The sequence below is a fragment of the Flavobacterium endoglycinae genome (genome assembly GCF_017352115.1).
GTDB lineage: Bacteria > Bacteroidota > Bacteroidia > Flavobacteriales > Flavobacteriaceae > Flavobacterium > Flavobacterium endoglycinae.
In genome coordinates, this window is the sequence record NZ_CP071448.1 from 473,758 (window position 1) to 497,944 (window position 24,187).

The 24,187-nt window shown below is 38.5% G+C and carries 26 protein-coding genes; 24 read left to right on the forward strand and 2 right to left on the reverse strand.

Annotated features, from left to right (window positions below; all coding sequences use genetic code 11):
• Positions 1 to 175: 175 nt before the first annotated feature.
• From J0383_RS01985 to J0383_RS02005, 5 genes are all read left to right on the forward strand, one after another.
• Complete coding sequence (locus J0383_RS01985; protein ID WP_207296785.1) at positions 176 to 463, forward strand: hypothetical protein; 288 nt, start codon at positions 176 to 178, stop codon at positions 461 to 463.
• Positions 464 to 1,289: 826 nt separating this feature from the next.
• A complete protein-coding gene (locus tag J0383_RS01990; protein ID WP_207296786.1) occupies positions 1,290 to 1,895 on the forward strand; it encodes a mobilome CxxCx(11)CxxC protein in 606 nt (201 codons plus the stop codon).
• Complete coding sequence (locus tag J0383_RS01995; RefSeq protein WP_207296787.1) at positions 1,888 to 2,076, forward strand: hypothetical protein; 189 nt, start codon at positions 1,888 to 1,890, stop codon at positions 2,074 to 2,076. Before J0383_RS01990 ends, J0383_RS01995 begins: the two co-directional genes overlap by 8 nt.
• A 142-nt stretch (positions 2,077 to 2,218) precedes the next feature.
• Positions 2,219 to 3,481 carry an nSTAND1 domain-containing NTPase gene (locus tag J0383_RS02000; RefSeq protein WP_207296788.1) on the forward strand — a complete coding sequence of 421 codons (1,263 nt, stop codon included), beginning with the start codon at positions 2,219 to 2,221 and terminating at the stop codon, positions 3,479 to 3,481.
• 493 nt (positions 3,482 to 3,974) lie between these two features.
• Positions 3,975 to 4,445, forward strand: a complete 471-nt coding sequence (locus J0383_RS02005; RefSeq protein ID WP_207296789.1) for a hypothetical protein — start codon at positions 3,975 to 3,977, stop codon at positions 4,443 to 4,445.
• 279 nt (positions 4,446 to 4,724) lie between these two features.
• Here J0383_RS02005 and J0383_RS02010 read toward each other — a convergent pair whose 3' ends face one another.
• Both J0383_RS02010 and J0383_RS02015 read right to left on the reverse strand, forming a co-directional pair.
• Positions 4,725 to 4,901 (reverse strand): histone H1, encoded by a 177-nt coding sequence (locus tag J0383_RS02010; RefSeq protein ID WP_131424719.1) that lies wholly within the window; start codon positions 4,899 to 4,901, stop codon positions 4,725 to 4,727.
• Positions 4,902 to 5,009: 108 nt separating this feature from the next.
• Positions 5,010 to 6,683, reverse strand: coding sequence for an AraC family transcriptional regulator (locus J0383_RS02015; protein ID WP_207296790.1), 1,674 nt, complete (start codon positions 6,681 to 6,683; stop codon positions 5,010 to 5,012).
• A 345-nt stretch (positions 6,684 to 7,028) separates the two neighbouring features.
• Between J0383_RS02015 and J0383_RS02020 the strand changes: the two genes are divergently transcribed.
• From J0383_RS02020 to J0383_RS02110, 19 genes are all read left to right on the forward strand, one after another.
• Positions 7,029 to 7,736, forward strand: coding sequence for a hypothetical protein (locus tag J0383_RS02020; protein ID WP_207296791.1), 708 nt, complete (start codon positions 7,029 to 7,031; stop codon positions 7,734 to 7,736).
• 290 nt (positions 7,737 to 8,026) lie between these two features.
• Positions 8,027 to 8,890, forward strand: coding sequence for a helix-turn-helix domain-containing protein (locus J0383_RS02025; protein ID WP_207296792.1), 864 nt, complete (start codon positions 8,027 to 8,029; stop codon positions 8,888 to 8,890).
• Positions 8,891 to 8,980: 90 nt separating this feature from the next.
• Positions 8,981 to 10,192 carry a hypothetical protein gene (locus J0383_RS02030; RefSeq protein ID WP_207296793.1) on the forward strand — a complete coding sequence of 404 codons (1,212 nt, stop codon included), beginning with the start codon at positions 8,981 to 8,983 and terminating at the stop codon, positions 10,190 to 10,192.
• A 326-nt stretch (positions 10,193 to 10,518) separates the two neighbouring features.
• Positions 10,519 to 10,980 (forward strand): hypothetical protein, encoded by a 462-nt coding sequence (locus J0383_RS02035; protein ID WP_207296794.1) that lies wholly within the window; start codon positions 10,519 to 10,521, stop codon positions 10,978 to 10,980.
• Between the two features lie 126 nt (positions 10,981 to 11,106).
• Positions 11,107 to 11,445, forward strand: coding sequence for a DUF4134 domain-containing protein (locus J0383_RS02040; protein WP_207298636.1), 339 nt, complete (start codon positions 11,107 to 11,109; stop codon positions 11,443 to 11,445).
• Positions 11,446 to 11,458: 13 nt separating this feature from the next.
• Positions 11,459 to 11,773, forward strand: coding sequence for a DUF4133 domain-containing protein (locus J0383_RS02045; protein ID WP_207296795.1), 315 nt, complete (start codon positions 11,459 to 11,461; stop codon positions 11,771 to 11,773).
• 32 nt (positions 11,774 to 11,805) lie between these two features.
• Complete coding sequence (locus J0383_RS02050; RefSeq protein ID WP_207296796.1) at positions 11,806 to 14,274, forward strand: TraG family conjugative transposon ATPase; 2,469 nt, start codon at positions 11,806 to 11,808, stop codon at positions 14,272 to 14,274.
• 12 nt (positions 14,275 to 14,286) lie between these two features.
• A complete protein-coding gene (locus tag J0383_RS02055) occupies positions 14,287 to 14,970 on the forward strand; it encodes a conjugal transfer protein TraI (protein WP_207296797.1) in 684 nt (227 codons plus the stop codon).
• Between the two features lie 16 nt (positions 14,971 to 14,986).
• A complete protein-coding gene (locus J0383_RS02060; RefSeq protein ID WP_207296798.1) occupies positions 14,987 to 15,601 on the forward strand; it encodes a hypothetical protein in 615 nt (204 codons plus the stop codon).
• An 11-nt stretch (positions 15,602 to 15,612) separates the two neighbouring features.
• Positions 15,613 to 16,236: a TerB family tellurite resistance protein gene (locus tag J0383_RS02065; protein ID WP_207296799.1), complete on the forward strand. Its 624-nt coding sequence runs from the start codon at positions 15,613 to 15,615 to the stop codon at positions 16,234 to 16,236.
• Between the two features lie 18 nt (positions 16,237 to 16,254).
• Positions 16,255 to 17,466, forward strand: a complete 1,212-nt coding sequence (traJ, locus tag J0383_RS02070) for a conjugative transposon protein TraJ (RefSeq protein WP_207296800.1) — start codon at positions 16,255 to 16,257, stop codon at positions 17,464 to 17,466.
• Between the two features lie 23 nt (positions 17,467 to 17,489).
• A complete protein-coding gene (gene traK / locus J0383_RS02075; RefSeq protein ID WP_239023216.1) occupies positions 17,490 to 18,098 on the forward strand; it encodes a conjugative transposon protein TraK in 609 nt (202 codons plus the stop codon).
• Positions 18,099 to 18,104: 6 nt separating this feature from the next.
• The gene (locus J0383_RS02080) at positions 18,105 to 18,362 is read left to right on the forward strand and encodes a hypothetical protein (RefSeq protein WP_207296802.1); all 258 of its coding nucleotides are present in this window, start codon (positions 18,105 to 18,107) and stop codon (positions 18,360 to 18,362) included.
• 11 nt (positions 18,363 to 18,373) lie between these two features.
• Positions 18,374 to 19,663 (forward strand): conjugative transposon protein TraM, encoded by a 1,290-nt coding sequence (traM, locus tag J0383_RS02085; protein ID WP_207296803.1) that lies wholly within the window; start codon positions 18,374 to 18,376, stop codon positions 19,661 to 19,663.
• A gap of 11 nt (positions 19,664 to 19,674) precedes the next feature.
• Positions 19,675 to 20,517: a conjugative transposon protein TraN gene (traN, locus tag J0383_RS02090; RefSeq protein WP_207296804.1), complete on the forward strand. Its 843-nt coding sequence runs from the start codon at positions 19,675 to 19,677 to the stop codon at positions 20,515 to 20,517.
• A gap of 36 nt (positions 20,518 to 20,553) precedes the next feature.
• Complete coding sequence (locus J0383_RS02095; RefSeq protein ID WP_207296805.1) at positions 20,554 to 21,717, forward strand: hypothetical protein; 1,164 nt, start codon at positions 20,554 to 20,556, stop codon at positions 21,715 to 21,717.
• A 25-nt stretch (positions 21,718 to 21,742) separates the two neighbouring features.
• Positions 21,743 to 22,765: a hypothetical protein gene (locus J0383_RS02100; protein ID WP_207296806.1), complete on the forward strand. Its 1,023-nt coding sequence runs from the start codon at positions 21,743 to 21,745 to the stop codon at positions 22,763 to 22,765.
• On the forward strand, positions 22,765 to 23,049 hold the full coding sequence (locus J0383_RS02105; RefSeq protein ID WP_207296807.1) for a hypothetical protein: 285 nt from the start codon (positions 22,765 to 22,767) through the stop codon (positions 23,047 to 23,049). The genes J0383_RS02100 and J0383_RS02105 overlap by 1 nt, the downstream gene beginning before the upstream one ends.
• A 732-nt stretch (positions 23,050 to 23,781) precedes the next feature.
• Positions 23,782 to 24,021, forward strand: a complete 240-nt coding sequence (locus J0383_RS02110) for a DUF6965 family protein (protein ID WP_207296808.1) — start codon at positions 23,782 to 23,784, stop codon at positions 24,019 to 24,021.
• Positions 24,022 to 24,187 lie beyond the last annotated feature (166 nt).

A 24,187-nucleotide genomic window follows, 5' to 3' on the forward strand; every position in this document is an offset into this window, starting at 1 on the left:
TACCAGTTTTCTGAAACGAGATTCTAAGCGAATGCTTCAATATTTTTATATGAAGAATCGCAAAAATACAATCCTAATGGATTGAAAGCAAATATAAGAAAATTATTCTATCGTTTGCTATCGCAAACGATTTTTTTCAACAAATGAACTTATTTTGTTAATATAAACTAACAAATTGGCTACAAATAAATCTACATCTTTAGAGCTTAAAGGTATGCTTTCCAAAAAGCATATATGTAACTTTATTGCCAAAAAATGGATAATTGACAAAAAAGACGAAAATGGAAAAGATATTAGTTTTACATCATATGGTAATCAATGTGATCTTGTAACTAGCACTATTTCAAAAATTGCAAGTGATGAAGGATATAATATTCCTATAAATACATTAATAAAAATTTTACGCAAAGAAGAGATGACATTGTCTCAATTCTTCATAGAATGTGAAAGGGAGTATTTCTAACTAAAAATAAATCAATAATAAGAGATGCCAATTGGCATCTTTTTTATACCCCAAATAATTATATAGTAATAAAAAACACTATTGCAATTCTTCCTATACTTTTTAATATCCCTACATTACTTGTAAGAAGCATAGCAAAAAACTAAAAACTGTGAAATAATAAGCAAAATCAAAAAAGATTTTTTAATAACTAAGCTTTTTATTACATAAATTCGTTTTATCAAAAAGAGTTTACTGATTAGTAATGTAATATAATTATTATGAATTTTGATAAATCAGAGTTTACTGTGATTACTTTAGCAATTAGTATTTTAATAATCTGTTTTGTAATTAGATATGCAATTAACAAACGTAGATTCAAACGAAGAGGTTTTGGAGGATTGCAGCAATTCAAAAATTATGAGCAGGCATGGTTACTTATATTAGTCGAAAAAACACTAATGGTTTTAACTTTGATACTAATTTTGACATCTATTATACTGATACTAATGGTTGTTCTTTTTTGATATAATCAAGTTCCATCTTTTAAAATTTTATAATTTTAGATGTCTACACTGCTGTCTTTTTTATTTATTAAAGGTCAAAAAACACGTATTTATACGTTAGGCTTTTCATCATCAAAGAATTATTTTGCACATTTTTAATGACAGAGATTATGGAAAACCGTACAATAAAACAAAAGTACTTTTGTATGTTTGATTTTGAAATTTCGACGATAGCATAAAGCCTACTAAAATAGAATTTACTCAAGCAATTTTATTTCTTAAATAATAAATTGATAATTATTTTTTTTAGCAAACTTAGGAATCTAACACAATTTTTATAGATGAATAAAGAAGAACAATTAAGAATTGATTCTTGGAACAATTCAATTCAAGCTTTTGGAAAAAGTTACATTTTCAGTAAAAGAGCTCAATTTTATAGCAATTGGAATAAATTTCTAACAATAATGGGAATCGTTGTTCCTCTCACAATTGGAGCTACTGCATCTGGATACGGATTTGATTCTAAAATTTTAAAGAATACAATTGCTATATCAATTCCTTTATCAATCATTCAACTAATAATATCAGCTTTTGCACTTGTAAATAATTGGAATGATAATTTATCATACTCATTAGAAGCTGTAAACGACTACAATAGCTTGTCAGATGGATTTAAAAAATTAGGTAAAAATCCACCGGAAAATTATAATGAATTTTTAAAATCGTTTGAAATATTAGAGACAAAAATGACTTCAAGGTCAGAAAACGATGCTAAATACAATATAAAAGAAAGAGAATTGCGTAAAGGCATGAGATATGCCCTTCGAGAATTTCAAAGAAAATGTGTCGGTTGTGACAAAATTCCAATTTCAATTACATCGACAGATTGTGAAGTATGTGGAAATTATAACAGAAGTTTAATACATAAAATTTTATTCCATGGATGAAAAAGTAAAAAGATTATTAAAAGTCTACACTGAATTAGACTATAGTCAAAGAAAAGAAGTTAGAGAGTATATTGAAAATTACGAAAAAAAAGATTTTTCAGAAAAAAGAAATATTAGTGAATCTTTAAACAAAAGTCTAGGTCCACTAATGACAAATGTTTGTGCTTACTGCGGCAAATAATAACTGCCTATTACACTTAAAATTGACTACTTCCACTTGCGGAAGAAATTGCAAATTTTAGTGAGAATTAGAAAAAGCATAAACAAAAAATACATTTTTATGTTTTTTAATTTATTAGAATATAAAAATACAAACTAAACTTATGACACAAATTACTATTAAACAAGTTGAAAACGCCTTTGTACCAGCTCGAGAAATTTCTGATCCAGAAAAATTTTCTGGTCGTGAAACTTATGTAAAAGATGCGTATCTGGCATTAATTGCAGATGGTTCGAATATTGCAATCGTTGGTAATCGTGGAATTGGAAAATCTTCTCTAGCTAGACAAATAATAAATATAAGTCAAGGTGATAATCGTTTACTTGACAAGTTAGGTATTTACTCTGATGAAAAACTTGACTACCTAAGTATTTACTATGCGTGTGGTAATTCAATTACTAACACTCAAGAATTGCTTGAACGTCTTTTAACAACAAGAGAGTGTTTTTTAGAATGGATTTATGAAATTCCCACGGCAACTAAAGAACTTGATAAACTAAATGGTAATTTAAATATTGGTATTGCTTCCGTAGGCGGTGATGTATCCTCTGAAAGAACTACAACATCAACAATTCAAAAACATTCAATCGAAACAATTTTTCATAATGTGATTTCTGATTTACTCAAAGCGAAAGTTGCGAAGAACGGTGTTTTAATTGTCATTGATGAATTTGATCAGATAAAGGACATATCTGGATTTGCTTCATTCTTAAAATCCTTAGCTACTAATACTCCAGGATTAAAGTTTTGTATTGTTGGAGTTGCTCAAGATATTCAAAATCTGATGAAGGAGCACGAAAGTTCTGACAGATTATTTGCAGGGAGTGTAATAAATCTACCAGTAATGGGCAAAACCGAATTAAGACAAATCATAATAACCGGAGAAAATAGTATTAATAATTTAATAACATTTTCGGAATCTGCAAAAGATAAAATTATTGATCTTTCACAAGGTCATCCCTATATAGTTCACTTAATAGGAAAACAAGCTTTCCGGACTGCGTATTTTGACGGAAAATATGAAGAACTAGATGAAAATTATGTAGAGAATATACTTAAAGCAATCGCTGAAAAAGAAGCCGATCCTGTACTTGAAGGAAGATATAAAAAGGCAGTTGCTTCCTCGCAAGCACGAGAAATTGTATTAAAGGCTTTAGCCAATTATAATGGCACTGATAACGAAATATTCACTACTGAAGTTTATAAAAAAGCCATTGAAAAAGATGTTGATAACCCCAGTCAATATGTTGGACATTTAGTTACTAACGATTATGGAAGTGAAGTTATAAAAGTAAGAGATAAATACTATCGTTTTAAAGATAGTCTATTTCAGACTTATGTAAAAGCTCGACCATCAATTTACTAAAATTATCAATAAAGATATCCCTTTGTATTTTGTCAATTGACATAATGTGATGTTATTTTTTGTGCTTGTATGTTTTCGAAAAATCCAAAAATAGGGCTCATTTAATTATAAATCCTCCAGATTATCCGAACACTAAGTAATATTTTAAAAATCCATATAGAAGAATATCTTTATCAGTATTTAACATCCCATTCAGATTTAGATATTCATGCAATCGGTAAAGTAATGTCAACTGTTGACGGGCAGGATAATGACAACGTTGAAACCGCATGCGCTGACAAAATAAATTTGTAGGAGTCAGGTTGCCAAATTCATTAGATCATGATTTTGACGTTTGCTACGACAACTAAAATTATATTAAACTAATAGTGCTTAAAGAAATTAAACTATGCATAAATAAGATCTTTCTGGGAACTTAAAAAGCTTAACAGATAAAAATTTTGTTATCAGCGAAGATGAAACTAAGTATTTAAATTCTTGGACAAATTTAGCAATGCAGATTTTGGAAGCGCAGTATTCGCTAGAATTCTCTAAAGCATTCAACGAAAAATATCCTTTCGACAAATTTGAAGAATTTATTCTGTCTCATGGAATGTTTAAAAATTCAATCCTCTCCTATTCAAAATGTTTTTCAAGTTTTAGCACCGGAAAAGTATCTTTGGATCCCAAAGATGTTTTCAAAAATGAACCGAAATTAAAAGAAATTCATTTGAACTTAATGGATATGCGTAATCAATACATAGCACATAATGGCACTAGTGATTTTGAACTTGAAATAGTTTTTCAGAAAAAAGTCAAAGATCAAATTACTTTAAACCAGACCATAACTTACAAGGAACCAGTGAGCGAGTATGAAAAATTCTTTGATCTTTTTGAACATTGTTCAAACTACATCTTGAAAAAAGTAAGTAAAAAAGCAGACAAGATAGAAGAAAGATTAGATGTTAAAATAAAATTTAGCTAGCTATAGACACTAAAAAACAAATTTTGCTTAAAAGTAAATGTTTTTCTCTCCAGCCCCGATTGTAGCGGAAATCCTTTTCTGCCGGGGTTCGGCATAAAAGATTGCAGCGCAAAGCGGGAGAAGCTGCCTGCTGAAAATGACTTATGACCGTGCTCCAAAAAGCAATACTATTGTTCCCTCTACAAAGTATCAACCGGCAGAATAACTATAAAAAAGCATAAAAAAATGGGGCTTAAAAACCCATTCTCTCCCTTTAAAAGTAAGTAAGACCGCCAAAAATTATTTCTTCGACTCCTCAATAGAAACCTTTCTGAACTCTTTTAAAAGCTTCTCAATCTCCAAAGATGATTTGCGCGCTCTGGCCCCTGCCGCCTTCACGCCTTTTTCGCTTAAAGACTCAGATTCGGTTTTGAATGTTTCGATTTCGGCGTTTATTTTTGCTATTAAATCTTTCATGATACTATTCATTTTTAAATTAAGCAGGCAAAAATAGAGTTTTACCTAAAAACTTCAAACAGCTTGTCAAAATAAAACAGCATACTAATTGGTATAAAACAGTCTTTTTCATTCGGACATCTTATTGATCTCATCTATAAAAAAAGAAGTCGGGCATCCTGTCTTGGCAAAAAACGCCTGGGAGAATTTCCGGGTGCTGCTGAATCCGCCTTCCTCGGCAAGAGCCTTGTTGGAATATTTCCTAATCTTTTTATCCTCTTTCAATAAAGCTATTATATGTTCGATTTTCAGGTCGCTGATGTAGTTGACGAACTTTTTTCCTTTGTGGTGCCTTATAATGGCGGAAAGATATTTGGGATTCGAATTGGTGATCGATGCCAGTTTGGCCGCATTAAGATCCTTCAGCAGAAACTTCTTGTCGCTTTCAAACTTTTCCAGCTTCCTTAGAATCTGCGCCACGGTCTCACTGCTGATATCCTCAATGCCGCTGGCTCCGTTTTCCCTCTGGGTCTTCTGCACTGAAGCTTTCCTGCCATTAATGGCCTGTTCAAACTTGAGCCTGTAGGTCTTTTTATTACTGGAATGCCGATGGGCAAAAAATATAACCGCTGAGAAAAGCACCACAATGACCCCGCTGTATATGTAGTCATTGTATTTCCTGTTATTGAACAGCTTCTCGATTTTCTGCTTGTCCTCTATCAGCACTTTGGTATCATACACCTTTCGGATCCTGCCCGACAGGTAAACGTACCTGCTGCTGAGCACGCTGTCGGCCTTCAGCAGTTTTTTGATGTAGAAAAGCTCCTTGTTCAGGTCCTGCTTTCCTTTGTAATATTTTATCAGCAGCTCATAATTCTGCCGCAGATCGGGACGGATATAATTTTTATTTTCAAATATCCGGTCCACCTTCATAAAATAGGGAACCGCCCTCTCGGGCTTATGAAGATCCCAGTAGCTTCTTCCCAGATAGAAATAGGCCACCGCTTCATTGGCAAAATCCCTGTTTTTTAAAAGCATCGGAATGGAAGCGTTTATGCTTTTGACGGCATCGGCATAATTGCTTTTAAAATACTGGTTCACCCCTTCGGAGTGGATAAAGTAGTATTTCATTTCATCATTGGAAAGCCTCTCCCCTTCCTTAAGGCCTTCCGCATTGGTCTGCGATGCCAGCCCGTAATTGCCCATCCTGCCGTAGCACAGTCCAAGGGAATGCAGCGAATTCAGGTAGGCCCTCGCGTTTTTTCCGCTGAAATATTCAATGCACTGTTTCAGCAGCGGCACGGCCTCATCATAAAACCCCAGATAGTACTTGATCTGCGCAATGTTGTACTTTACCTTATAGACCAGGTAATCATCATCGGTTTTCGAAATAAAGTTATCGGCAATCAGGTAGTGGTCCAGAGCCGATTTGTAGTTCTTCAGCGAATAAAAGACTATGCCTTTCGAGAGATAAGCCGAACCGATAAGGGCATCCTTATCTGCCTTTTTAGCCGCATAGATCATACTGTCTGCGTATACCAGCTTGAGCTTCCCATCGCAGTAATGCACATAGTTTTTGTATCCGTTCAAGATTTCCTCGTCATTTTTTTCTGTTTTTGCCTTGCGAAGAAAGCTGGAGAGGTAAATCTGCTGCCGCTCGGAGCCTGCTGTCAGCTCAATCTTGTCAAAAAGATAATCATAGGATCTGCCTGAAAGCGTATCACTTTTCTTCGGTTCGTTCCAATTCGCAAAAAGCTGCTGGGTCATCAAGAGCAAAAGAAGGCTGGATCTAAATTTAAGCATAGAGTCAGGATTAAAAATGATACAATACGGGGCAAAAAATGCTTTTCCTTATCAAAATTCCCGAGCTGGAAACCAAAAGCAGGCTATTTGTAAAGAAAGACTTCCAAATATAACGTAATATATTGATAACAAAGGGTTAACATTAAAAAAACATAGTGCCGATTTTCCGAAAATCCATACCTGAAATTCAGAAAATCCACAGCCAAGGGCTTGCAGGGCGGCTTTCATGAGACTAGATTTGCTTTGAATTCACAAGCAAAAAACGGCATCGTGCCGTTTAAGGTTCTGCTTGCCCGGGTGAAATGAACCGGCCCAAAAGGCCGCTCCATTTAACACACTTTAATCATGAAAAAAATTTTAATCGGCATGCTTGCAGCACTTTCTGTGTCATGCGCCAATGAAGATGACTACACACATGAAATTCCAATTTCCAAATCAGCCGAAAATGAGCTGCTGTCCAAAAAAACCGTGCAGGTGAATCCTGAAAACCCAGCCAACGCATATGACATAGCGGGGAGAATCCACAATGAGATACTCGACGCTTATCTTTCCTGCACGATTTCGGACAGCACCATCAATGCTGTCAGCTCCAAGATCGATTCCATATCATATCTGAACACAGATCTGCAGAACCTTCCATCCCCTGCTGCGCCCAATTTCCAGAAGATACAGCAGATTGTCTCTTCGCCGCAGCTGCAGCTCGAGCAGATTCTTGCCGGTTCCCCCATGTCGGCCGCAGCAAAAAACAGCCTGTACCACTTCATGTCTTCGGTTCCAGCCTGGCAGGGCTATCCCTACGGCGATGTGCATTCGCAGATTATCTCTTTTGAAGCAGGCATTATAAATAATGTCCAGTTTACGGCTGAAGAAAAAAGGATAATCCTCACCTCATCGGCCATTGCAAGGCATTCGCTCTATTTTGAATCAGAACGCAAGGATAAGGACTGGGAAACCTCCGTGGGCAACAGGGCCGGTGCAGTACAGGGAGCGCTGAGCAATTCCGCTACCGCGGTTGCCAGCTCACTGCTTGCAGGAATTCTCAGCAGAAACTAAAAAATAAAAAAAATGGACTGGATCATACCTTTTGAAAAGCGGATCGTATACGGCTTTTACGTATTTCTGATTGTTTTGAATCTGGCGGCTATATACTTTATACTGACCATACTGTTTAATAATGAGCCCCGCTGCATCTCCTTTACTGAGACGCCCCCGATTGATTCTGCAAGGAAATTAGTGTATCTGCTTTTCATCAATATGATGTCAAATCTGCTGTTTGTCTGCGTGAGCATGATAGCAAAATTATACCGTTAGCGGCATGGAACGTTCAATTTAAATAAAAGGCTTTGATATTTAAGAAATCAAATTATAAGACGCAGGGTATTGCGTTGTGCGTTTTTGAAAATCTAAAATCCGCAAACGCTTTCAAGGATTTAATTCCAGAGCAGCACTCGACGGTCCTCATAGTAAACTCCGGTGCCGCCGCCATCAGCATCAACAGCAGGACGATACACTTATTTGCCAGTGAACTGATAGCCATTCCCAAGAGATCAGACTTCGAGGTTGTGATGATGAGCACGGAACTGTGCGTATCCATACTGTCATTTACATCAGAATTTGCATTTGAAAACAGCATCAGGTGGCCCCATATCGGGTATTTTAATTTTTTCACCGCCAGATACGTGTCCAAAATTTTCCTGAAGAAAAAGGAACTTAAGAATCTTATGGATCTGCTGCTGCTGGCAGGCACGAGGCTGGAATTATCAAACTCACGGGTTTTCAAAAAGGAACTCATCCTTTTGAGCTTCAACCTTTTTTTATATGAGCTCGCCAGTCTGTACTACAGAAGTTCCTGGCTTGAAAAGACCAGATATTCCGCTGCGGAAAAAACAGCCGTCCATTTTTTCAGATTAGTTGAGCTCCACTGCAGAGAACAGCACAGCGTAAGGTTTTACGCAGATGCCCTGAACATTTCCTCAGGGCATCTTACTAAAACCATCAAACTGGTTACAGAGATAACGGCCAAGCAGTGCATTGAAAACGCGCTGGTTCTTGAAGCCAAAATTCTGCTTCAGAATAATGATTTAACCATTCTAAATGTTTCGGAAACACTACGATTTGCAAACACTTCTTTCTTTAGTAATTTTTTTAAAAGACATACCCAGATGTCTCCTTCCGAATATCGATTAAAATTACATTCCGCCTACTGACTTGGCCTGACCAGGATTGAAATGTTCTGCAGTTTAATTTAAATACTCCTGCTATTGAATCAGGAGCGGTATTTACTAAAAAATGAAGACATGACGCAACCCTATCTATTGGAATGGCTGGATGCTATGGTTACACTTAATCTAAATCCCAGAAAGAATAATTTTATAGAGCTGACCCAGCAGCAGTCCAAAGAAATAATGGAAAAGGCTGTCCTGGAAACCCAGCTGATCCAGTCCAAGATGACTATTCAGGTTTTCTCGCTCACCAAAGAAAAACAGATAAAAGTGCTTATAGGAAACTATCACAGCTCGCTGGTCAATCTTTGGAACAGCCTGATGCTCATAGAAAAGACAAATGGTCCCGAACAGAACAGCCATCGAAAAGTAATCAGCACCCTGATGTCCTGTCTGGATGAACTCCTGAATTTCATGGAATCCCGATTTGACCAGTTTCTAAGCCAGGATTCAAGAATGCCAGGGCTTTATGCGGCATCGGTAAAGAAAAAGCTGAAAAAGAAGATCGGCCTTCTGGCCGGCAGACCGCAGTTTCATTCCTGCAGCAAAACAGCTTCTGAAATTGTTTTCAGCGAATTATACCGATTTGCAAACTCATCAAAAAATGAAAAAATCACATTTCGGGACGTCCTGTATAGAAAGCAGCTGATCAAAAAACTGGAATCTTTAAAATTAAATCATAGAGAAAACAGCCTGTTTAATGATTTGGATGAAGTTCTCATACATCTCAACTTCAACAGTCCCCTTTATATTAACTATCTGACCAGCCTGCTGTCAGCTAATATAAACGAGTGCGAAAGTTTAAAAGAAAAAAGGGAGCGCCTGCTTCTTTATTCCAAGCAACTGAATCAGATATACACCAACAGCACTATTTCCCTGTATAAAAATTATCCCGATCTAAGGAAATTAATCCACCAGTGGTTTGAACAGGAACTGCTGTTTTTAGAGAAAGAACAGCAGTTTGCTGCTGAGGAAACCTCAGCTGTGCTTAAAATCGAAAGCCCTTCTTTGTCAAAGCCTGTCGTAAAGGACGAAGATAAGGTTACCTGCCAGCTGTCAACCGACCAGACGGCTCTCATATTAAGAGCTTCACAGGAATTAAATGTTCTGGTTTCCAAATCGATGAACCAGCTCTTTAAAAAAATAGTTCCATTTCTTTCCACTCCCAGCAAGAGCACCCTTTCTTATGACTCCATGAGAAGCAAGGCCTATTCGATAGAGGAACGCGACAAGGAAATTGCGATTGAAACCCTCGAGAATATCATTAAAAAAATTAGGAACTACTAAAAACTTCTGAGTTTTTCCTTCCTAAAACCCCAATATTGCATAAGCAGGTATTGGGGCTGCTTCTTTCTGAGAAAAAGCAATTATTAAACGCTCTGCTAAAAAAATTTTATAAGCCAAACTCTTCTAATTAAAACTTATTTTTTTTCATTTTTTTTCTCCTGATTTTACTGCGGGTCCAGCAGGGTACAGCCGGGGTACAGCAAAAAGCTGGACTTGTACGCTCTAAGTTCTAGTCGTTCCTTTGACCCGTAAAATAAATCATATCTGATTCAGATAACATGATTTATAGAAATGAGAAAAATGTCGAACGATAAATGATGATGACTATGTTTACAAATGTTTCATGGAACAGCTATCTGGCTGTAATAGGTACAGCGGTAATAATCTGGTATTTATTTATAGTGCTAAAATTTTACAGCGGAGATTTAAAAAAAATCTTCTCAGGGGAAAAGAAACTTAAACTCCCCTCTTTTAAAAGTAATACGGAAAATACAAAGGAAGCAAAATCCATTTCGGATTCCTTCTCAGAATCATTTGACACTTTAGATGATGCAGAACAGCTTTCAGTCCGCATACAGCAGGCTGCTGCAGAAAGCGCAGAAAAAGGCTTATCAAAAGAACAGTTTCAAAACTACTTAAGAATGCTTCTTGAAGAATATCCCTATGTAAAGATTTCTTCGCTTAGAGAAAGCATCAATAAACTGATTGTTTCCGAATCTGGAAAATACCCTGCTCTGCTTTTGACTTTAAGCGAGGCAGACAGTCTCTGGGAAGAATCGGTTTTCTAAAATCCAGCAGAGGAATCACCCCCGTTCTCTCTGGTGCGGTATGGCTTTATGTGACAAGAAAATAGAGCTGCAACGGCGGTATTCCTCTGCTTTTTAATAATGAAATAACTTTAAAAATGATGTATGATGAAAAAATGTAGCTGGAAATTAAAGTGTTTTTGGAAAAAGAATAAAGTGCAGGCCACTGCAATTCTTTTATTGCTGCTGATTAATGGCACGGGATACGCACAGGACGGCGTGGCGGGAATTAATGAAGCCAACCAGAAAGTGAGAAGTTATTTTGACGCGGGCACTGAACTCATGTACGCAGTAGGTGCCATACTCGGCCTGATAGGCGCAGTTAAGGTGTATCAGAAATGGAATGCGGGAGATCCCGATACAGGAAAAGTTGCCGCTGCCTGGTTTGGGAGCTGCGTATTTCTGGTTGTGGTGGCAACCGTAATTAAATCCTTTTTCGGCGTTTAGCCAATAACCGGTCATGAGCAGCAGTGTTTACCAGATTAATAAGGGAATCAATCAGAGTATTGAATTCAAAGGGCTTAAGGCACAGTACATCTGGTACCTGGGCGGAGGCGTCGTCTCACTCATGATTCTCTTTGCTATCATGTATATCATCGGTCTGCCTTCTCTTGTATGCGTAGGTTTGATTGGAACAGCAGGAGCATTTCTTGTCTTCAAGATTTATAGAATGAGCAATAAGTACGGTGAGTATGGAATGATGAAAGCTCTTGCGAGAAAACAGATTCCAAAGCATATCAAGGTTTACAGCAGGGATATTTTTATAAAGAGATAGCTATAAGACGTTAGAAGTAAAATGAAAGAAAGATGGAGAAGAGGATGGAAAATATACTGCCGATAATGGCAGTGGAACATGATTGCATTTTATCAAAACAGGGAGATGTGACGGTGGTTTTTAAAGCGGAACTTCCTGAGATTTTTACCTTATCCGATCAGGAGTACGAAGCTTTTCACCAGTCATGGATTAAAGCCATTAAAGTTCTTCCTAAGTTCTGCATTTTTCATAAACAGGACTGGTTTTTAGAAAATGCCTATAAAGCTGATTTTTCAGGAGATGACAGCAGTTTTTTAACCAGAAGCAGCGAACGTTTTTTCAATGAGAGACCCTTTCTGGAGCATTCCTGTTATATTATGCTGACCAAGAAACCGCAGGGAAGAAAGAATTCAAGCTCCCTTTTTTCTAATCTGCTGAGAAGCTCCATTGTTCCAGAAGATGTTCTAAGCCAGCAGCTGCTGCAGGATTTTGAAGATGCCTGCGGACAGTTTAAGAGAATTATGGAAGACGGCGGGTTTGTCAAGCTGGCCAGACTGAAAAATGAAGCGCTTAAAAGCGAGAGCAGAAAAATTGGGCTGATCGAAAAGTACTGCTTCTTAGCTGAAAGGGAGGATTCATTTGTTTTTAATGATATCAAATTTGATGAAGGCTTATCGGTGGGCGACAAACACTGCCAGCTTTTCACTCTGGGAGATGCCGCTGATCTGCCGGCGTTATGCGGATCACGAATCAACTTTGACCGTTATTCGACGGATAAAACCAAGTTCAGTGTCGGCTTTGCCTCCACTCTCGGCCAGCTCTTGTCCTGCAGCCATATCTATAATCAGTATCTGTTTATTGAAGATGCCCAGAAAACAATCCAAAAGCTGGAAAGCAAAAGATTAAGGCTTCAGTCTTTGTCCGCCTACAGCAGGGAAAATATGATTGCAAGGGATGCAGCGAATGACTTTTTAAATGAAGCTGTTTCCCAGCAGAGGCTTCCCGTTAAGGCTCATTTTAATGTGCTATGCTGGAGCACCAGTAAGGAAAAGCTTAAGGATATTAAAAACAAAGTCTCCTCTGCCCTTGCCCAGATGGATGCGGCGGCTAAGCAGGAAACTGTCGGAGCCCCGCAGATCTACTGGGCGGGAATCCCGGGAAACGCGGCGGACTTTCCCATGAATGACACTTTTGACACCTTCACGGAGCAGGCAGTCTGCTTTCTGAATATGGAAACAGGTTACAGATCATCGCTGAGTCCCTGCGGCATAAGACTCGGCGACCGTCTGACGGGAAAGCCGGTTCATGTGGACATCAGCGATGAGCCCGTCAAAATGGGAATCTGCACCAACAGAAACAAATTTATTCTCGGGCCTTCAGGAAGCGGCAAGTCCTTTTTTACCAATCATATGGTGAGAAGCTATTACGAACAGGGAACCCATATTGTACTGGTGGATGTCGGGCACAGCTATAAGGGGCTCTGTGATATGGTCAGCGGCTATTATTTTACTTATGATGAAAAAAATCCTATCCGTTTTAATCCCTTTTATATTTCAGAGGGAGACAATCTGGATACTGAGAAAAAAGAAAGCATTAAAACCCTGCTGCTTGCACTCTGGAAAAAAGACGATGAAACCTTTAACCGAAGCGAATATGTGGCACTTTCCAATGCGCTCCAGCTGTATTATGAAAAGTTGGAGATTAATGCTGCTGTCTTTCCGTGTTTTAACAGCTTTTATGAATTTCTAAAAGATGATTTTGTTTCCATACTCGAAAGCGACAAAGTAAAAGAAAAAGACTTTGACGTAAACAATTTTCTCTATGTGCTTCGTCCTTACTACAAAGGAGGCGAGTTTGACTATTTGTTGAATGCAACAGAAAATCTAAACCTGCTAAAGGAAAGATTTATAGTATTTGAACTCGACAATATCAAGGACCATCCGATTCTTTTTCCAGTGGTAACCATAATCATCATGGAAGTATTTATCAACAAGATGCGCAAGCTGAAAGGCATCCGAAAAATGATTTTAATTGAAGAAGCCTGGAAAGCTATTGCCAAGGAAGGGATGGCAGAATATTTACGGTATTTATTCAAGACCGTTCGTAAATTCTTTGGAGAAGCCATAGTAGTGACCCAGGAGGTTGAAGATATTATTTCTTCACCTGTGGTGAAACAGGCCATTATCAACAACAGTGACTGCAAAATCCTGCTGGACCAGAGCAAGTACCAGAATAAATTTGACCAGATACAGGAACTTCTCGGCCTTACCGACAAAGAAAAAGCACTGGTGCTTTCGGTAAATAAAGCCAATGATCCCGCAAAAAAATACAAGGAAGTCTTTATCTCTCTGGGAGGAATGCTTTCAAAGGTTTACAGGACAGAGGTGTCGCTGGAGGAATATCTTGCCTACACAACCGAGGAAAGCGAGAAAGTGAAAATGAACGCGTACGCCCAAAAGTTCGGCGGCGACATCAAAAAAGGAATTGCCGCTATGGCTCAGGAAATGCGAAATGGAAATTAATGAAAGAGAAAAATGAAAACAAAAATCACGGCCTGTCTGATCTGCCTGCTGCTTATCGGCACTCCGGCCAGACCGGCTGAAAAAACGGCGGCACTGCCCATTCTTGAAATAGTAAAAGCGGTAACCAAAAAAGTAATTAAGGCAATTGATCTGCGGATCCAGAAACTGCAGAATAAAACGATATGGCTCCAGAACGCGCAGAAGCAGGTCGAAAATGTCCTGTCTAAATTAAAACTCGACGAAATCTCAGACTGGACGCAGAAACAGAAAGATCTCTATAAAGGATACTATGAAGAGCTGGCGAAGGTAAAATCCATTATCACCTATTACCAGAGGATAAAGGAAATTACAAAAAAACAGACAAGACTCGTCGAAGAATATCAAAGAGCGTGGAACCTTTTTAAAAGAGACACTCATTTTAAAGAAAGTGAGATTTTGTACATGGAGCGTGTCTACACCGGAATACTGGAGGAAAGCGTAAAGAATATTGACCAGATCTTTTTGATACTGGACTCCTTTACCACCCAGATGAGCGATCTGAAAAGGCTTGAAATTATCAATAAAGCCGCAGACCAGATTGATGCCAATTACGATGACCTTAAAATGTTTAACCAGCAGAACATGCTGCTGAGCCTGCAGCGGGCTAAAACGGAAGCAGATGTAAATAGAGTAAAACAATTTTACGGAATTCCATAATTTAAAAACAATCATCATGAAAAAACTGTTTTTTATATTCTCGATGCTTATCATTTTCCCTCTGGGAATACAGGCTCAGGCAAAGCAGAGAAAAGAACTCCTGCTTCAGATTGCCGCGCTTCAGGTATATATAGACTATGCTAAAAAAGGATATTCTGCTGTGTCAAAAGGACTCAATGTTATTGGTGATGCCAAAAAAGGAGAGGTAAATCTGCATGGCGATTATTTCGCATCGCTTTTTAAAATTAATCCAAAAGTCAGAAACTATTATAAGACCGCTGAAATTATTTCAATGCAGTTTAAAATAATGAAAATCTGTAAAAGGACTTCTGCAGATCTAAAAACAGCAGACTTATTTCACGGCAGCGAGCTGGATTATATTGAGCGTTCGTTTGAAAGACTGCTGCAGAACTGCAGCGATACACTGGAACAGCTTCTGTCAGTCACTGCCGATGCCAGCCTAGAGCTTAAAGACGACCAGAGAATTGAACGTATTGACGCGCTGCATGAAACAATGCTGGAAGATTACAATTTCTGCATCTCTTTCAGCAATGATGCCAGACTGCTGTCTGTATCCAAGACATCAGAAAAAAAGGACTCTAAAAATGCAAGTGCTGTTTACGGATTATGAAACAAATTGTCATGAAAAAAATACTGGTTGTAGGACTGATTATGTGCTTTTCAATTATTCCTGAAAAAGCACATGCCCAGTCAGCAGAGATACAGCAGCTGATCCTCAACATTGAAAAACTATCGCAGTTCAAAAAGATTCTCAGTGATATGAAAAAGGGATATGAATTGCTTTCAGGAGGATACAAGACGGTTAAAGATATGTCGGAAGGAAACTTCAGCCTTCATAAAACCTTTCTGGATGCCCTGATGCAGGTCAGCCCGATGGTAAAAAATTACAAAAAGGTCGGAGACATTATAAATTATCAGATTCTGCTGGTCAAAGAAAGCAGGAACGGACTGACCACATTTTCAAAAAGCGGGAACTTCAGTGAAAGGGAGCTGAAGTATTTTGAAACCGTTTACGGCAATCTGCTTAACCTCAGCCTGCGCAATCTTGATGAACTTACGATGGTGGTTACAGCAGACAAGCTGAGAATGTCAGATGATGAACGGCTTGAAGCGGTTGATACTATTTTTCTTGAGATGCAGGATAAACTGGTGTTTCTGCGGGACTTTAATGCCTCTTCAAACATACTGCTGCTGCAGCGGGCAAAGGAAAGAAATGATGTGCAGGCTTCTGAGACTCTTCGATAACTAAAGAATAACAACAATATGAAACTCTCATTAAAAAACAAAAATAAAATTCTTTCTGCAATTCTGTTCCAGCTGCCTTGTTTGATTAGGGCTCAAGGATTAGGCGATGATATGCAGAGCCTTCATTCCGTTTTAGACCAGCTTTACGATGAAATGATCCCTTTGTGCAGCAATCTTCTAGCGGTCGGACAGGGAATCGCAGGATTCGGCACAATCTGGTATATCGCCTCCAGAGTATGGAGACATATAGCAAGCGCCGAACCGATTGATTTCTATCCGCTGTTCCGTCCCTTTGTAATCGGATTCTGCATCATGATTTTCCCATCTGTCCTTGCTCTTATCAACGTGGTTATGAAACCCACAGTTACGGCAACTGCCGCTATGGTAACAGGATCCAATAATGCAGTTGCAGTATTATTAAAAGAAAAAGAAAAGGCTATTAAAGAAACAGATCCCTGGAAAATGTATGTTGGTGCGGCGGGCGCCGGGGACCGGAACAGATGGTATAAATACACCCATGACGGAGCCGACCCATCAAGTGAGAGCATGCTGGCAGGAATAGGCAACGACATCAAGTTTGCAATGGAAAAGGCTTCGTACAGTTTTAGGAACTCAGTCAAGGAATGGCTGAGCGAGGTACTGAGAGTTTTGTTCGAGGCGGCGGCCTTATGCATTGATACACTGAGAACATTTCAGCTGGTTGTCCTCTCCATCCTGGGACCTCTTGTTTTTGGAATAGCGGTCTTTGACGGATTCCAGCATACCCTTACGGTCTGGCTGGCCAGATATATCAATATTTATCTGTGGCTGCCGGTTGCCAATATATTTGGCAGCATTATAGGCAAGATTCAGGAACTGATGCTCAAACTGGATCTTTCCCAGGTACTGGCTACCGGAGATACCTTTTTCAGCAGGACCGACATGTCTTACCTTATTTTTATGATAATCGGCATTATAGGATACTTCACTGTCCCATCGGTAGCTAATTACATTGTCCATGCAGGCGGCGGCGGAGCACTGGCCCAGAAAACCACAACCCTTTTCAGCACCTCAGCCAGTTCAGCGGTTTCCAAGACATCACAGGGAACCGCAATGGTTCTGGATTCAATGGGAAATGCCGCAGGAAGGATGTCGCAGAGCATGTCTGCATCTTCAGCCTCTTCACCCTATTTTGAGGAGAAAGGAAACTATATGAGCGAGAGGCTCAAAGGAAATTCAAAACAAACTTAAATGATCCGCTCATGTTCACCAAAATGAAAAATATAGACACTGCATTTAAATATGTGAGAGGATTTACGATGCTTGTTATTATATGCTGCGCTGTGATCTGCTGTTACACTTTAAGCAGAAGTTTTCAGACTGTAAGCCGCATGCAGGATAAGATATACATCCTGGCGGCAGGAAAAGCTCTGGAAGCCTATGCGTCGGACAGAAAAGATAATGTGCCTGTTGAAGCAAGAGACCATATTAAAACTTTTCACCAGTTTTTCTTTACCCTGGATCCGGACGATAAGGTAATTAAAACCAATGTAACTAAAGCGCTTTATCTGGCGGACGAAAGTGCTAAAAGAATTTATGATGACCTGAAAGAAAACGGCTTTTATTCCGGGATTATTTCAGGAAATATAAGCCAGACCATACAGATTGACAGTGTAACTGTCGATACAAGGGACTATCCCTACCGCTTTAAATGCTTCTCTCGGCAGAACATTATCAGAACCACCAGCATTTTAAAAAGAAGCCTGATTACCGAAGGAAGCCTGCGCAATGTATCAAGAAGCGACAACAATCCGCATGGTTTTTTAATTGAACGTTTCAATACGATTGAAAACCGGGATTTAACTGTTGAAAACCGAAAATGACGGGTTATGAAATCACTGTTTAAAAAACGAGAAACTGCATTTACATACCATAAGCACTATCTCTCAGCACAAAAAAAATGGTCTGAAAAAATGAGCAGTCTGGCGGAAGGATGTTCAAAGAGAAAGCTCATTTTTCTTCTCGGCTTATTTGTTATCCTATCAGCAGGCTATCTTCTTTACAACCTCTATAATGCCTTTTCAGAAAAGGAAGCCCAGAAGGTTAAAATTTCAAAGCAGACTGTAAAAATTAAAATAATCGATTAAAAAATAAAAACATGGAACAGAAGACGATATCAATTAAAGAAGCAAAAAAACGAAAAATGCTTCTGATTCTGCCAATCATAACACTTCCTTTTATCACCATTCTTTTTTACACCCTTGGAGGAGGGAGAATGGAAGCCGCAGCGGCTGAAAATGAAATAAAGAAAGGATTTAATTTTAAACTGCCGCTTCCAAATTTTAAAGAAGATTCATCCTTGAATAAAATGAGCTACTATGACCAGGCAGCAGTAGATTCCATCAAACTGCAGGAGCAGATTAAAAAAGATCCCAACTATTCCAATCAAAAAGTTCTTCAAGAATCTTTAAAGGAGTTCCCGGAACTGGATTTTGCCTCCCAGAGTTTTTCAAAAAAAAGAAACGGCTTGAATGCAGTGGCCCCGCAGGATAGAAACGAGCAGAAAATATACGAAAAGCTGCAGCTGCTACAGAAAACCATCAGCCAGCCTGCACCGGTTAAAAATTACGGGCAGGATATGAGGGAGTTTGAAAACTACGGCTCATCAAATGAAGTATCCGCCCAGATTAAGAACTTGGAACAGATGATGTCCGCAATGGGCGAAACTCAGCCGGATCCCGAACTGCAGCAGCTCGGCGGGATGCTCGAAAATATACTGGATATCCAGCATCCTTCAAGAGTACAGGAACGTTTAAAACAGAATTCCGAACAAAAAAAAGGAAAAGTATATTCTGTAAACCTAAAAAGTAAAGCAGATAATATCAGCTCACTTCAAGAAAATACAAAACCCGCAGACAATTTCAAATTGAACGCTTTTTTCACGGCAGATGAGGATTTAAATCCAGATCATCAGCAGAATGTACTTGAAGCTGCCGTTCACGAAGCACAGACCATTGTAAATGGATCGGTGGTTAAACTAAGGCTCACTGCCGATATTACGCTTCAGGGAACAACAATACCGAAAAACACCTTCGTATACGGCATGGCGGCATTGAAAGGTGAAAGGCTTGAAATAAAGATAGAAAATCTCCAGCATCATGGTTCCATTTTCCCGGTGCAGCTCTCGGTCTTTGATATTGACGGAATTGAGGGCATATACATTCCAGGTGCCATTAACAGGGATGTGGCCAAAGCATCTGCCGACCGGTCGATTCAGACACTCGGACTTACCGGTATTACCGATTCATGGGGAGCACAGGCTGCGGGAATGGGCATTGAGGCGGCCAAAAGTCTTATGAGCAAAAAGGTAAAACTCATAAAAGTTGCGGTAAAAGCAGGATACAAGGTGCTGTTATATGATGAAAAACAAAAGGATTTAAAACCATAAAATAGAATAAGATGAAAAGAATTAATTATTTGTTTTTAATGAGTCTGCTGCTGGTTTCTGTTTGGGCTTATCCCCAGTTAAAGAGCAGGGAAACTGTTTTTTATGAAGACCAATATAAAAATCTTCAGATCGGCTATTCGAAGACTACCAGCATCGTTTTTCCCTACCCGATTAAAAGCATCGATAAAGGCAGTGCTGATGTTCTGGTGCAGAAAGCCAAAGGGGTGGAGAATATTCTGCTTGTAAAAGCGGCGAGACAATATTTTTTCCAGACTAACCTGACAGTAGTCACCTCTGATGCAAAATTGTATGTATTTGTACTGAACTACAATGAAGACTGCCCTGACCTGAATATAAAAGCACAAAATGCTGCGGCTGCGAGTAAGGATGTACTATTTACTTTAGAGAACGAAAATCAGAAAAAAATAGAACAGTCTGCTTCACTGGCATTATCAAAAAAAATAAAGACCAGCGGCTTAAAAAAAGCTAAGTTTCAGATAAAACTGGAGGTCAGCGGCATTTTTATACATGAGGATGTGCTGTATCTGCGCGTAGTATTTGAGAATAAATCCAAAATCAGCTATGATATCGACCAGCTTCGTTTTTTCATAAGAGACCAGCGAAAATCAAAACGAACTGCCTCGCAGGAAATTGAGATTCAGCCGCTGTACTGCACTTCATCAATTGCGGTGATTCCTGATAAGTCTGAAGTAGTAAAAGTTTTTGCACTGGAGAAATTTACCATTCCAGACAATAAGCTTTTAACGCTTCAGCTGCTGGAAAAGAATGGCGGTAGGCATTTGGAAGCCAACGTTAAAAAAAATCTGGCCGATAAAGTAATCCCGCTGCCATAATCCCAGCACCATCCTAAAAAACTAAAAAAGCAGCTTATGAATATAAATATCAATGAAACCGAAACGCTGTTAAGATTTGCAGAGGAAATGGCTTCACTAGGCTATCGCTATGCGGCGCACCCTGTTAATCTTCCGGCTGACTGCGATAACATTGCTTTTTTCAGGACATCAATGGGCGCAGAGGACCATTGTCTCGCAGGAAGGAATGATATCGACTATTTTAAGAGCGTGCCGATCGATTCCCTTATAAAGGACTTAAAGAAAGTCATGCAGAGCGGAATTGACCTCTACAGCAATGAGAAACTTGATCTTACGGAGTTTGTCCGTCTGGCAGGAGAAAACAAGCAATTACCAGAAAACAACCTAAATACAAATATTATGAATGAGAATAATTTAAATTACCTGAAAGACCAGCTGAAATATACTGGATTTGGAGAAACTTTCGATGCTGAATTGAGAGAAAACATGCTGAAAGGAGATAAGGATTTTAAAATCATGCACACCGGCATTATCAACAATGGCGTCCCAAACAGAGACACCGTAACGGTTGAGCTGAACTTCAAGAAGTCAGACCAGACTGATATTTACTTTTTTAATTCCTATCGTGTGAACCTTCAGAAAGAAGAAAACAAGCCGGGACTGCAGCAGACCTTTTACATCAATAATGATGCAACCAGCATTACACTCAAAGAAGCCTATAATTTAATGGAAGGCCGTTCGGTGAATAAAGATCTTAAAACTAAAGAAGGAGAAAGTTACAATTCTTGGTTAAAATTCGATTTTAAACAGACAGATAATTCCGGAAATTTTAAGATTAACCATTACCATCAGAATTACGGCTATGATCTGGAAGCCAGTCTTGAGAAGCACTCCATAAAAGAGCTCAGTACGCCGCAATATAAGGAAGACCTTATGAACTCACTTAAAAAAGGAAATCTTCAGTCTGTGACTTTTGTTGTCAGCGGCGTTGAAAGCAAAATGTTCGTGGAAGCAAATCCGCAGTTTAAGACTCTTAATGTATATGATGGAAACCTACAGCGTATCAATCATCGAGAAAGCAAGGAAGAGAAAAAATCAGAAGGAGAAAAAACATCTGAAAAACAATCTGGCAAAAAACAGTCTGAGAGCACTGACGAGAACAGTGAAACCCCTTCGGCGAACAAACCAAAAAAAAGAAAACAGCATTCTAATTCGGTGTAGAGATTTTAAAATTATTAAAGTTTAGATGATGAACCCGCAGTTTCCCGTAAATAGAGTAGAAATGGAATTCAGCCAATGGAAAGCAAGAGAGGAGCGTTTGGGTACGCTGTTTTCAATTACTCCGGCAGAAAACAGATCTTTATTGGCCGAGAAACTGCGGCAGTTCGAGAGAATCAGAACGAAATACAGATCTTCAAAAAATATTGAGGAGCAGCATACGCTTCGAATCCTTAAAATGGAAATCCACAGGATGTCAAAACAATTGTATCCAAGTCTCATTTCACGTATCCTGAGGAAAATAATCACCAGCACGCAAAATCAGCTTTCACTTCGCAGTGAGGCAAAAAAAGACGAGAGAAACTTCAATTCTCTTAACGAGGAAGTGCAGCGTATCGGCTTTCCTGATTTATCCGAAAAATTAAAAAATCTTATTGACAAAAAACAGGAAAATTTCAGCATTCCTCTCTCCTACTGCCTTAATGAAAAAGAAAAGATCACTCATACCCTTTCCTTTTCAAAAAATGCTGAAGGGCATTTTGAACTTGATGGATTTAAAAGCAGCCTGCAGAATAATTCTAGACCAGAAGACAGCAGGGAATATTATTTTAAAAATGGGCTGGAAAACAATTTTAAAGTGAATGAAGCTTATAATTTATTGTCAGGCCGTTCTGTAGCGCATAACCAATCATGGTTTCAGCTCGACTTTAATGATAAAGACGCTTCGGGCAGTTATCACTTAAAAGAATTTCGAAATGAATATGCTTATGATTTAGAAAAGACTTTAAAGGCCATTCCTTTAAAGATATCCAGCCAATACGAAATAGAGAAACTGAAAAATGCTTTAAGGCAGGGTGACAGAGTATCTGCTGTGCTGATTAAAAATGGAAGAGAAAATCAAATTTATATAGAGGCCAATCCTCAGTTTAGATCATTGAATATCTATGACCAGCATTTTCGTAAAATCCAGACAGCTTCATCAAAAAACCAGGCAGCAGCATTGCCGAAACAATCTGTCCAAAAAGGAATAAAATCTAAAATACAGCAATGATGGAACAATTAAACCCTTTAACGGAATTCTTTAGATCGATAGAAAAAGACCAGCGCATCAGCATTACCCATATTGGAATTTTTGCGGCACTGCTTCAATTCAGAGCAAATGAAGGCAACATCAATCCTATCAAAGCCTACAGGCATGAAATTATGAAAATAGCCAAGATAACCGGCCCTGCCACGTATCACAGGTGCATAAAGGATTTAAATGAATACGGTTATATAAACTATATCCCAAAAAGAAATAGAAACCAGAAAAGCGTCATTTATTTTCTTGTTTAAAAGTGGAGCTGCTATTTTTTGGGTTGCAAAAATAACTTTTACTATTGTCTGTTGTTCCATTGAGGTCAGAAATTGGATTATTCCAAATTGTCTATTTAACTTTTTAGCCCCAATAGCAGCGGAAATCCTTCTGTGCCGGGGTTCGGCGCAGAAGATTGCAGCGGATAGCGGGAAAAGCTCTAAAAAAAACAACAAATCAAACCTAAAAAACCAGTGATCCGCATCAACTATATAGACAATATCGGCACCCACCCCTTGATCACCTGGCCGCTGTTCTATAAATCCAGCCCCTTATGATGTAAAAAAAACTCCCCTGCCGCGTATCACAGGTGCATATAGGATTTAAATGAATACGGCTGTATAAACTTGCGTCCCAAAAAAAATAGAAACCAGAAAAGCGTCATTTATTTTCTTGTTTAAAAGTTAGAGAAAGGCATTATTTTAATTTTAAATAAATGTACGGAGCAATCTGCCAGTACAAAAGAAGCGCTGGCAATTTTAGGCGTAAAAAAAGTAACAACTACAGGAAAATATAAGACACAATGAAAATTAAAAGTTACAGCCCTTTTGGTAACAGAAAAAGATATAAGATAAGTGATTTATTAAAAGTACCAGGCAAAAAATAACCCGCATGAAAAATGAAGCCGATTTTAACTGGAATTGCTGCTGCACTATAGCATATACAAGGCTTCAGGTCTTGACAGATTATAGTTTTTTGATTAATTTTACAGCATGAACCATGAAGAAATAAAACGCCATTTTGAGAACAATCCTCCACCAAAGGAAGTTAGATTGACGGAATGGGCAAATATTACCGACACGCAGGTTTTCCTCAACAGCTGCTATTCGACTATAAGAAACTTTAACGGTCCTGTAGACCGCTGCCCGGCATGGTGGCATCTGCGGGATTTTTACATTCTAATGAAGAAAACAGCCGGCCAGCCGACCGGCGAAGAGCCTGCTTCAGAATAATTCTGATCCTTCCGTAAATTCTTAATAAAGCAAAAAAGCACCTAAACCGGTGCTTTTTTTATGCCCTGAAAAATAAGGCTTTTTTAATTTTGTTATTAATTAGAACATTTTATTTTTAAAAATTGTTATTGACTGTACTAATTTTGACAAGTATAAAATGATTAAG

Coding starts and splice junctions, on each gene's coding strand:
- J0383_RS02040 (WP_207298636.1), top strand. CDS start 11,107: ATGAAAAAATGTAGCTGGAAATTAAAGTGTTTTTGGAAAAAGAATAAA.
- J0383_RS02020 (WP_207296791.1), top strand. CDS start 7,029: ATGAAAAAAATTTTAATCGGCATGCTTGCAGCACTTTCTGTGTCATGC.
- traJ (WP_207296800.1), top strand. CDS start 16,255: ATGAAACTCTCATTAAAAAACAAAAATAAAATTCTTTCTGCAATTCTG.
- J0383_RS02045 (WP_207296795.1), top strand. CDS start 11,459: ATGAGCAGCAGTGTTTACCAGATTAATAAGGGAATCAATCAGAGTATT.
- traN (WP_207296804.1), top strand. CDS start 19,675: ATGAAAAGAATTAATTATTTGTTTTTAATGAGTCTGCTGCTGGTTTCT.
- J0383_RS02095 (WP_207296805.1), top strand. CDS start 20,554: ATGAATATAAATATCAATGAAACCGAAACGCTGTTAAGATTTGCAGAG.
- J0383_RS02080 (WP_207296802.1), top strand. CDS start 18,105: ATGAAATCACTGTTTAAAAAACGAGAAACTGCATTTACATACCATAAG.
- J0383_RS01995 (WP_207296787.1), top strand. CDS start 1,888: ATGGATGAAAAAGTAAAAAGATTATTAAAAGTCTACACTGAATTAGAC.
- J0383_RS02055 (WP_207296797.1), top strand. CDS start 14,287: ATGAAAACAAAAATCACGGCCTGTCTGATCTGCCTGCTGCTTATCGGC.
- J0383_RS02110 (WP_207296808.1), top strand. CDS start 23,782: ATGAACCATGAAGAAATAAAACGCCATTTTGAGAACAATCCTCCACCA.
- J0383_RS02005 (WP_207296789.1), top strand. CDS start 3,975: ATGCAGATTTTGGAAGCGCAGTATTCGCTAGAATTCTCTAAAGCATTC.
- J0383_RS02015 (WP_207296790.1), bottom strand. CDS start 6,683: ATGCTTAAATTTAGATCCAGCCTTCTTTTGCTCTTGATGACCCAGCAG.
- J0383_RS02030 (WP_207296793.1), top strand. CDS start 8,981: ATGACGCAACCCTATCTATTGGAATGGCTGGATGCTATGGTTACACTT.
- traK (WP_239023216.1), top strand. CDS start 17,490: ATGAAAAATATAGACACTGCATTTAAATATGTGAGAGGATTTACGATG.
- J0383_RS02100 (WP_207296806.1), top strand. CDS start 21,743: ATGATGAACCCGCAGTTTCCCGTAAATAGAGTAGAAATGGAATTCAGC.
- J0383_RS02105 (WP_207296807.1), top strand. CDS start 22,765: ATGGAACAATTAAACCCTTTAACGGAATTCTTTAGATCGATAGAAAAA.
- J0383_RS02010 (WP_131424719.1), bottom strand. CDS start 4,901: ATGAAAGATTTAATAGCAAAAATAAACGCCGAAATCGAAACATTCAAA.
- J0383_RS02065 (WP_207296799.1), top strand. CDS start 15,613: ATGAAAAAAATACTGGTTGTAGGACTGATTATGTGCTTTTCAATTATT.
- J0383_RS02000 (WP_207296788.1), top strand. CDS start 2,219: ATGACACAAATTACTATTAAACAAGTTGAAAACGCCTTTGTACCAGCT.
- J0383_RS01990 (WP_207296786.1), top strand. CDS start 1,290: ATGAATAAAGAAGAACAATTAAGAATTGATTCTTGGAACAATTCAATT.
- traM (WP_207296803.1), top strand. CDS start 18,374: ATGGAACAGAAGACGATATCAATTAAAGAAGCAAAAAAACGAAAAATG.
- J0383_RS02050 (WP_207296796.1), top strand. CDS start 11,806: ATGGAGAAGAGGATGGAAAATATACTGCCGATAATGGCAGTGGAACAT.
- J0383_RS02060 (WP_207296798.1), top strand. CDS start 14,987: ATGAAAAAACTGTTTTTTATATTCTCGATGCTTATCATTTTCCCTCTG.
- J0383_RS02035 (WP_207296794.1), top strand. CDS start 10,519: ATGTTTACAAATGTTTCATGGAACAGCTATCTGGCTGTAATAGGTACA.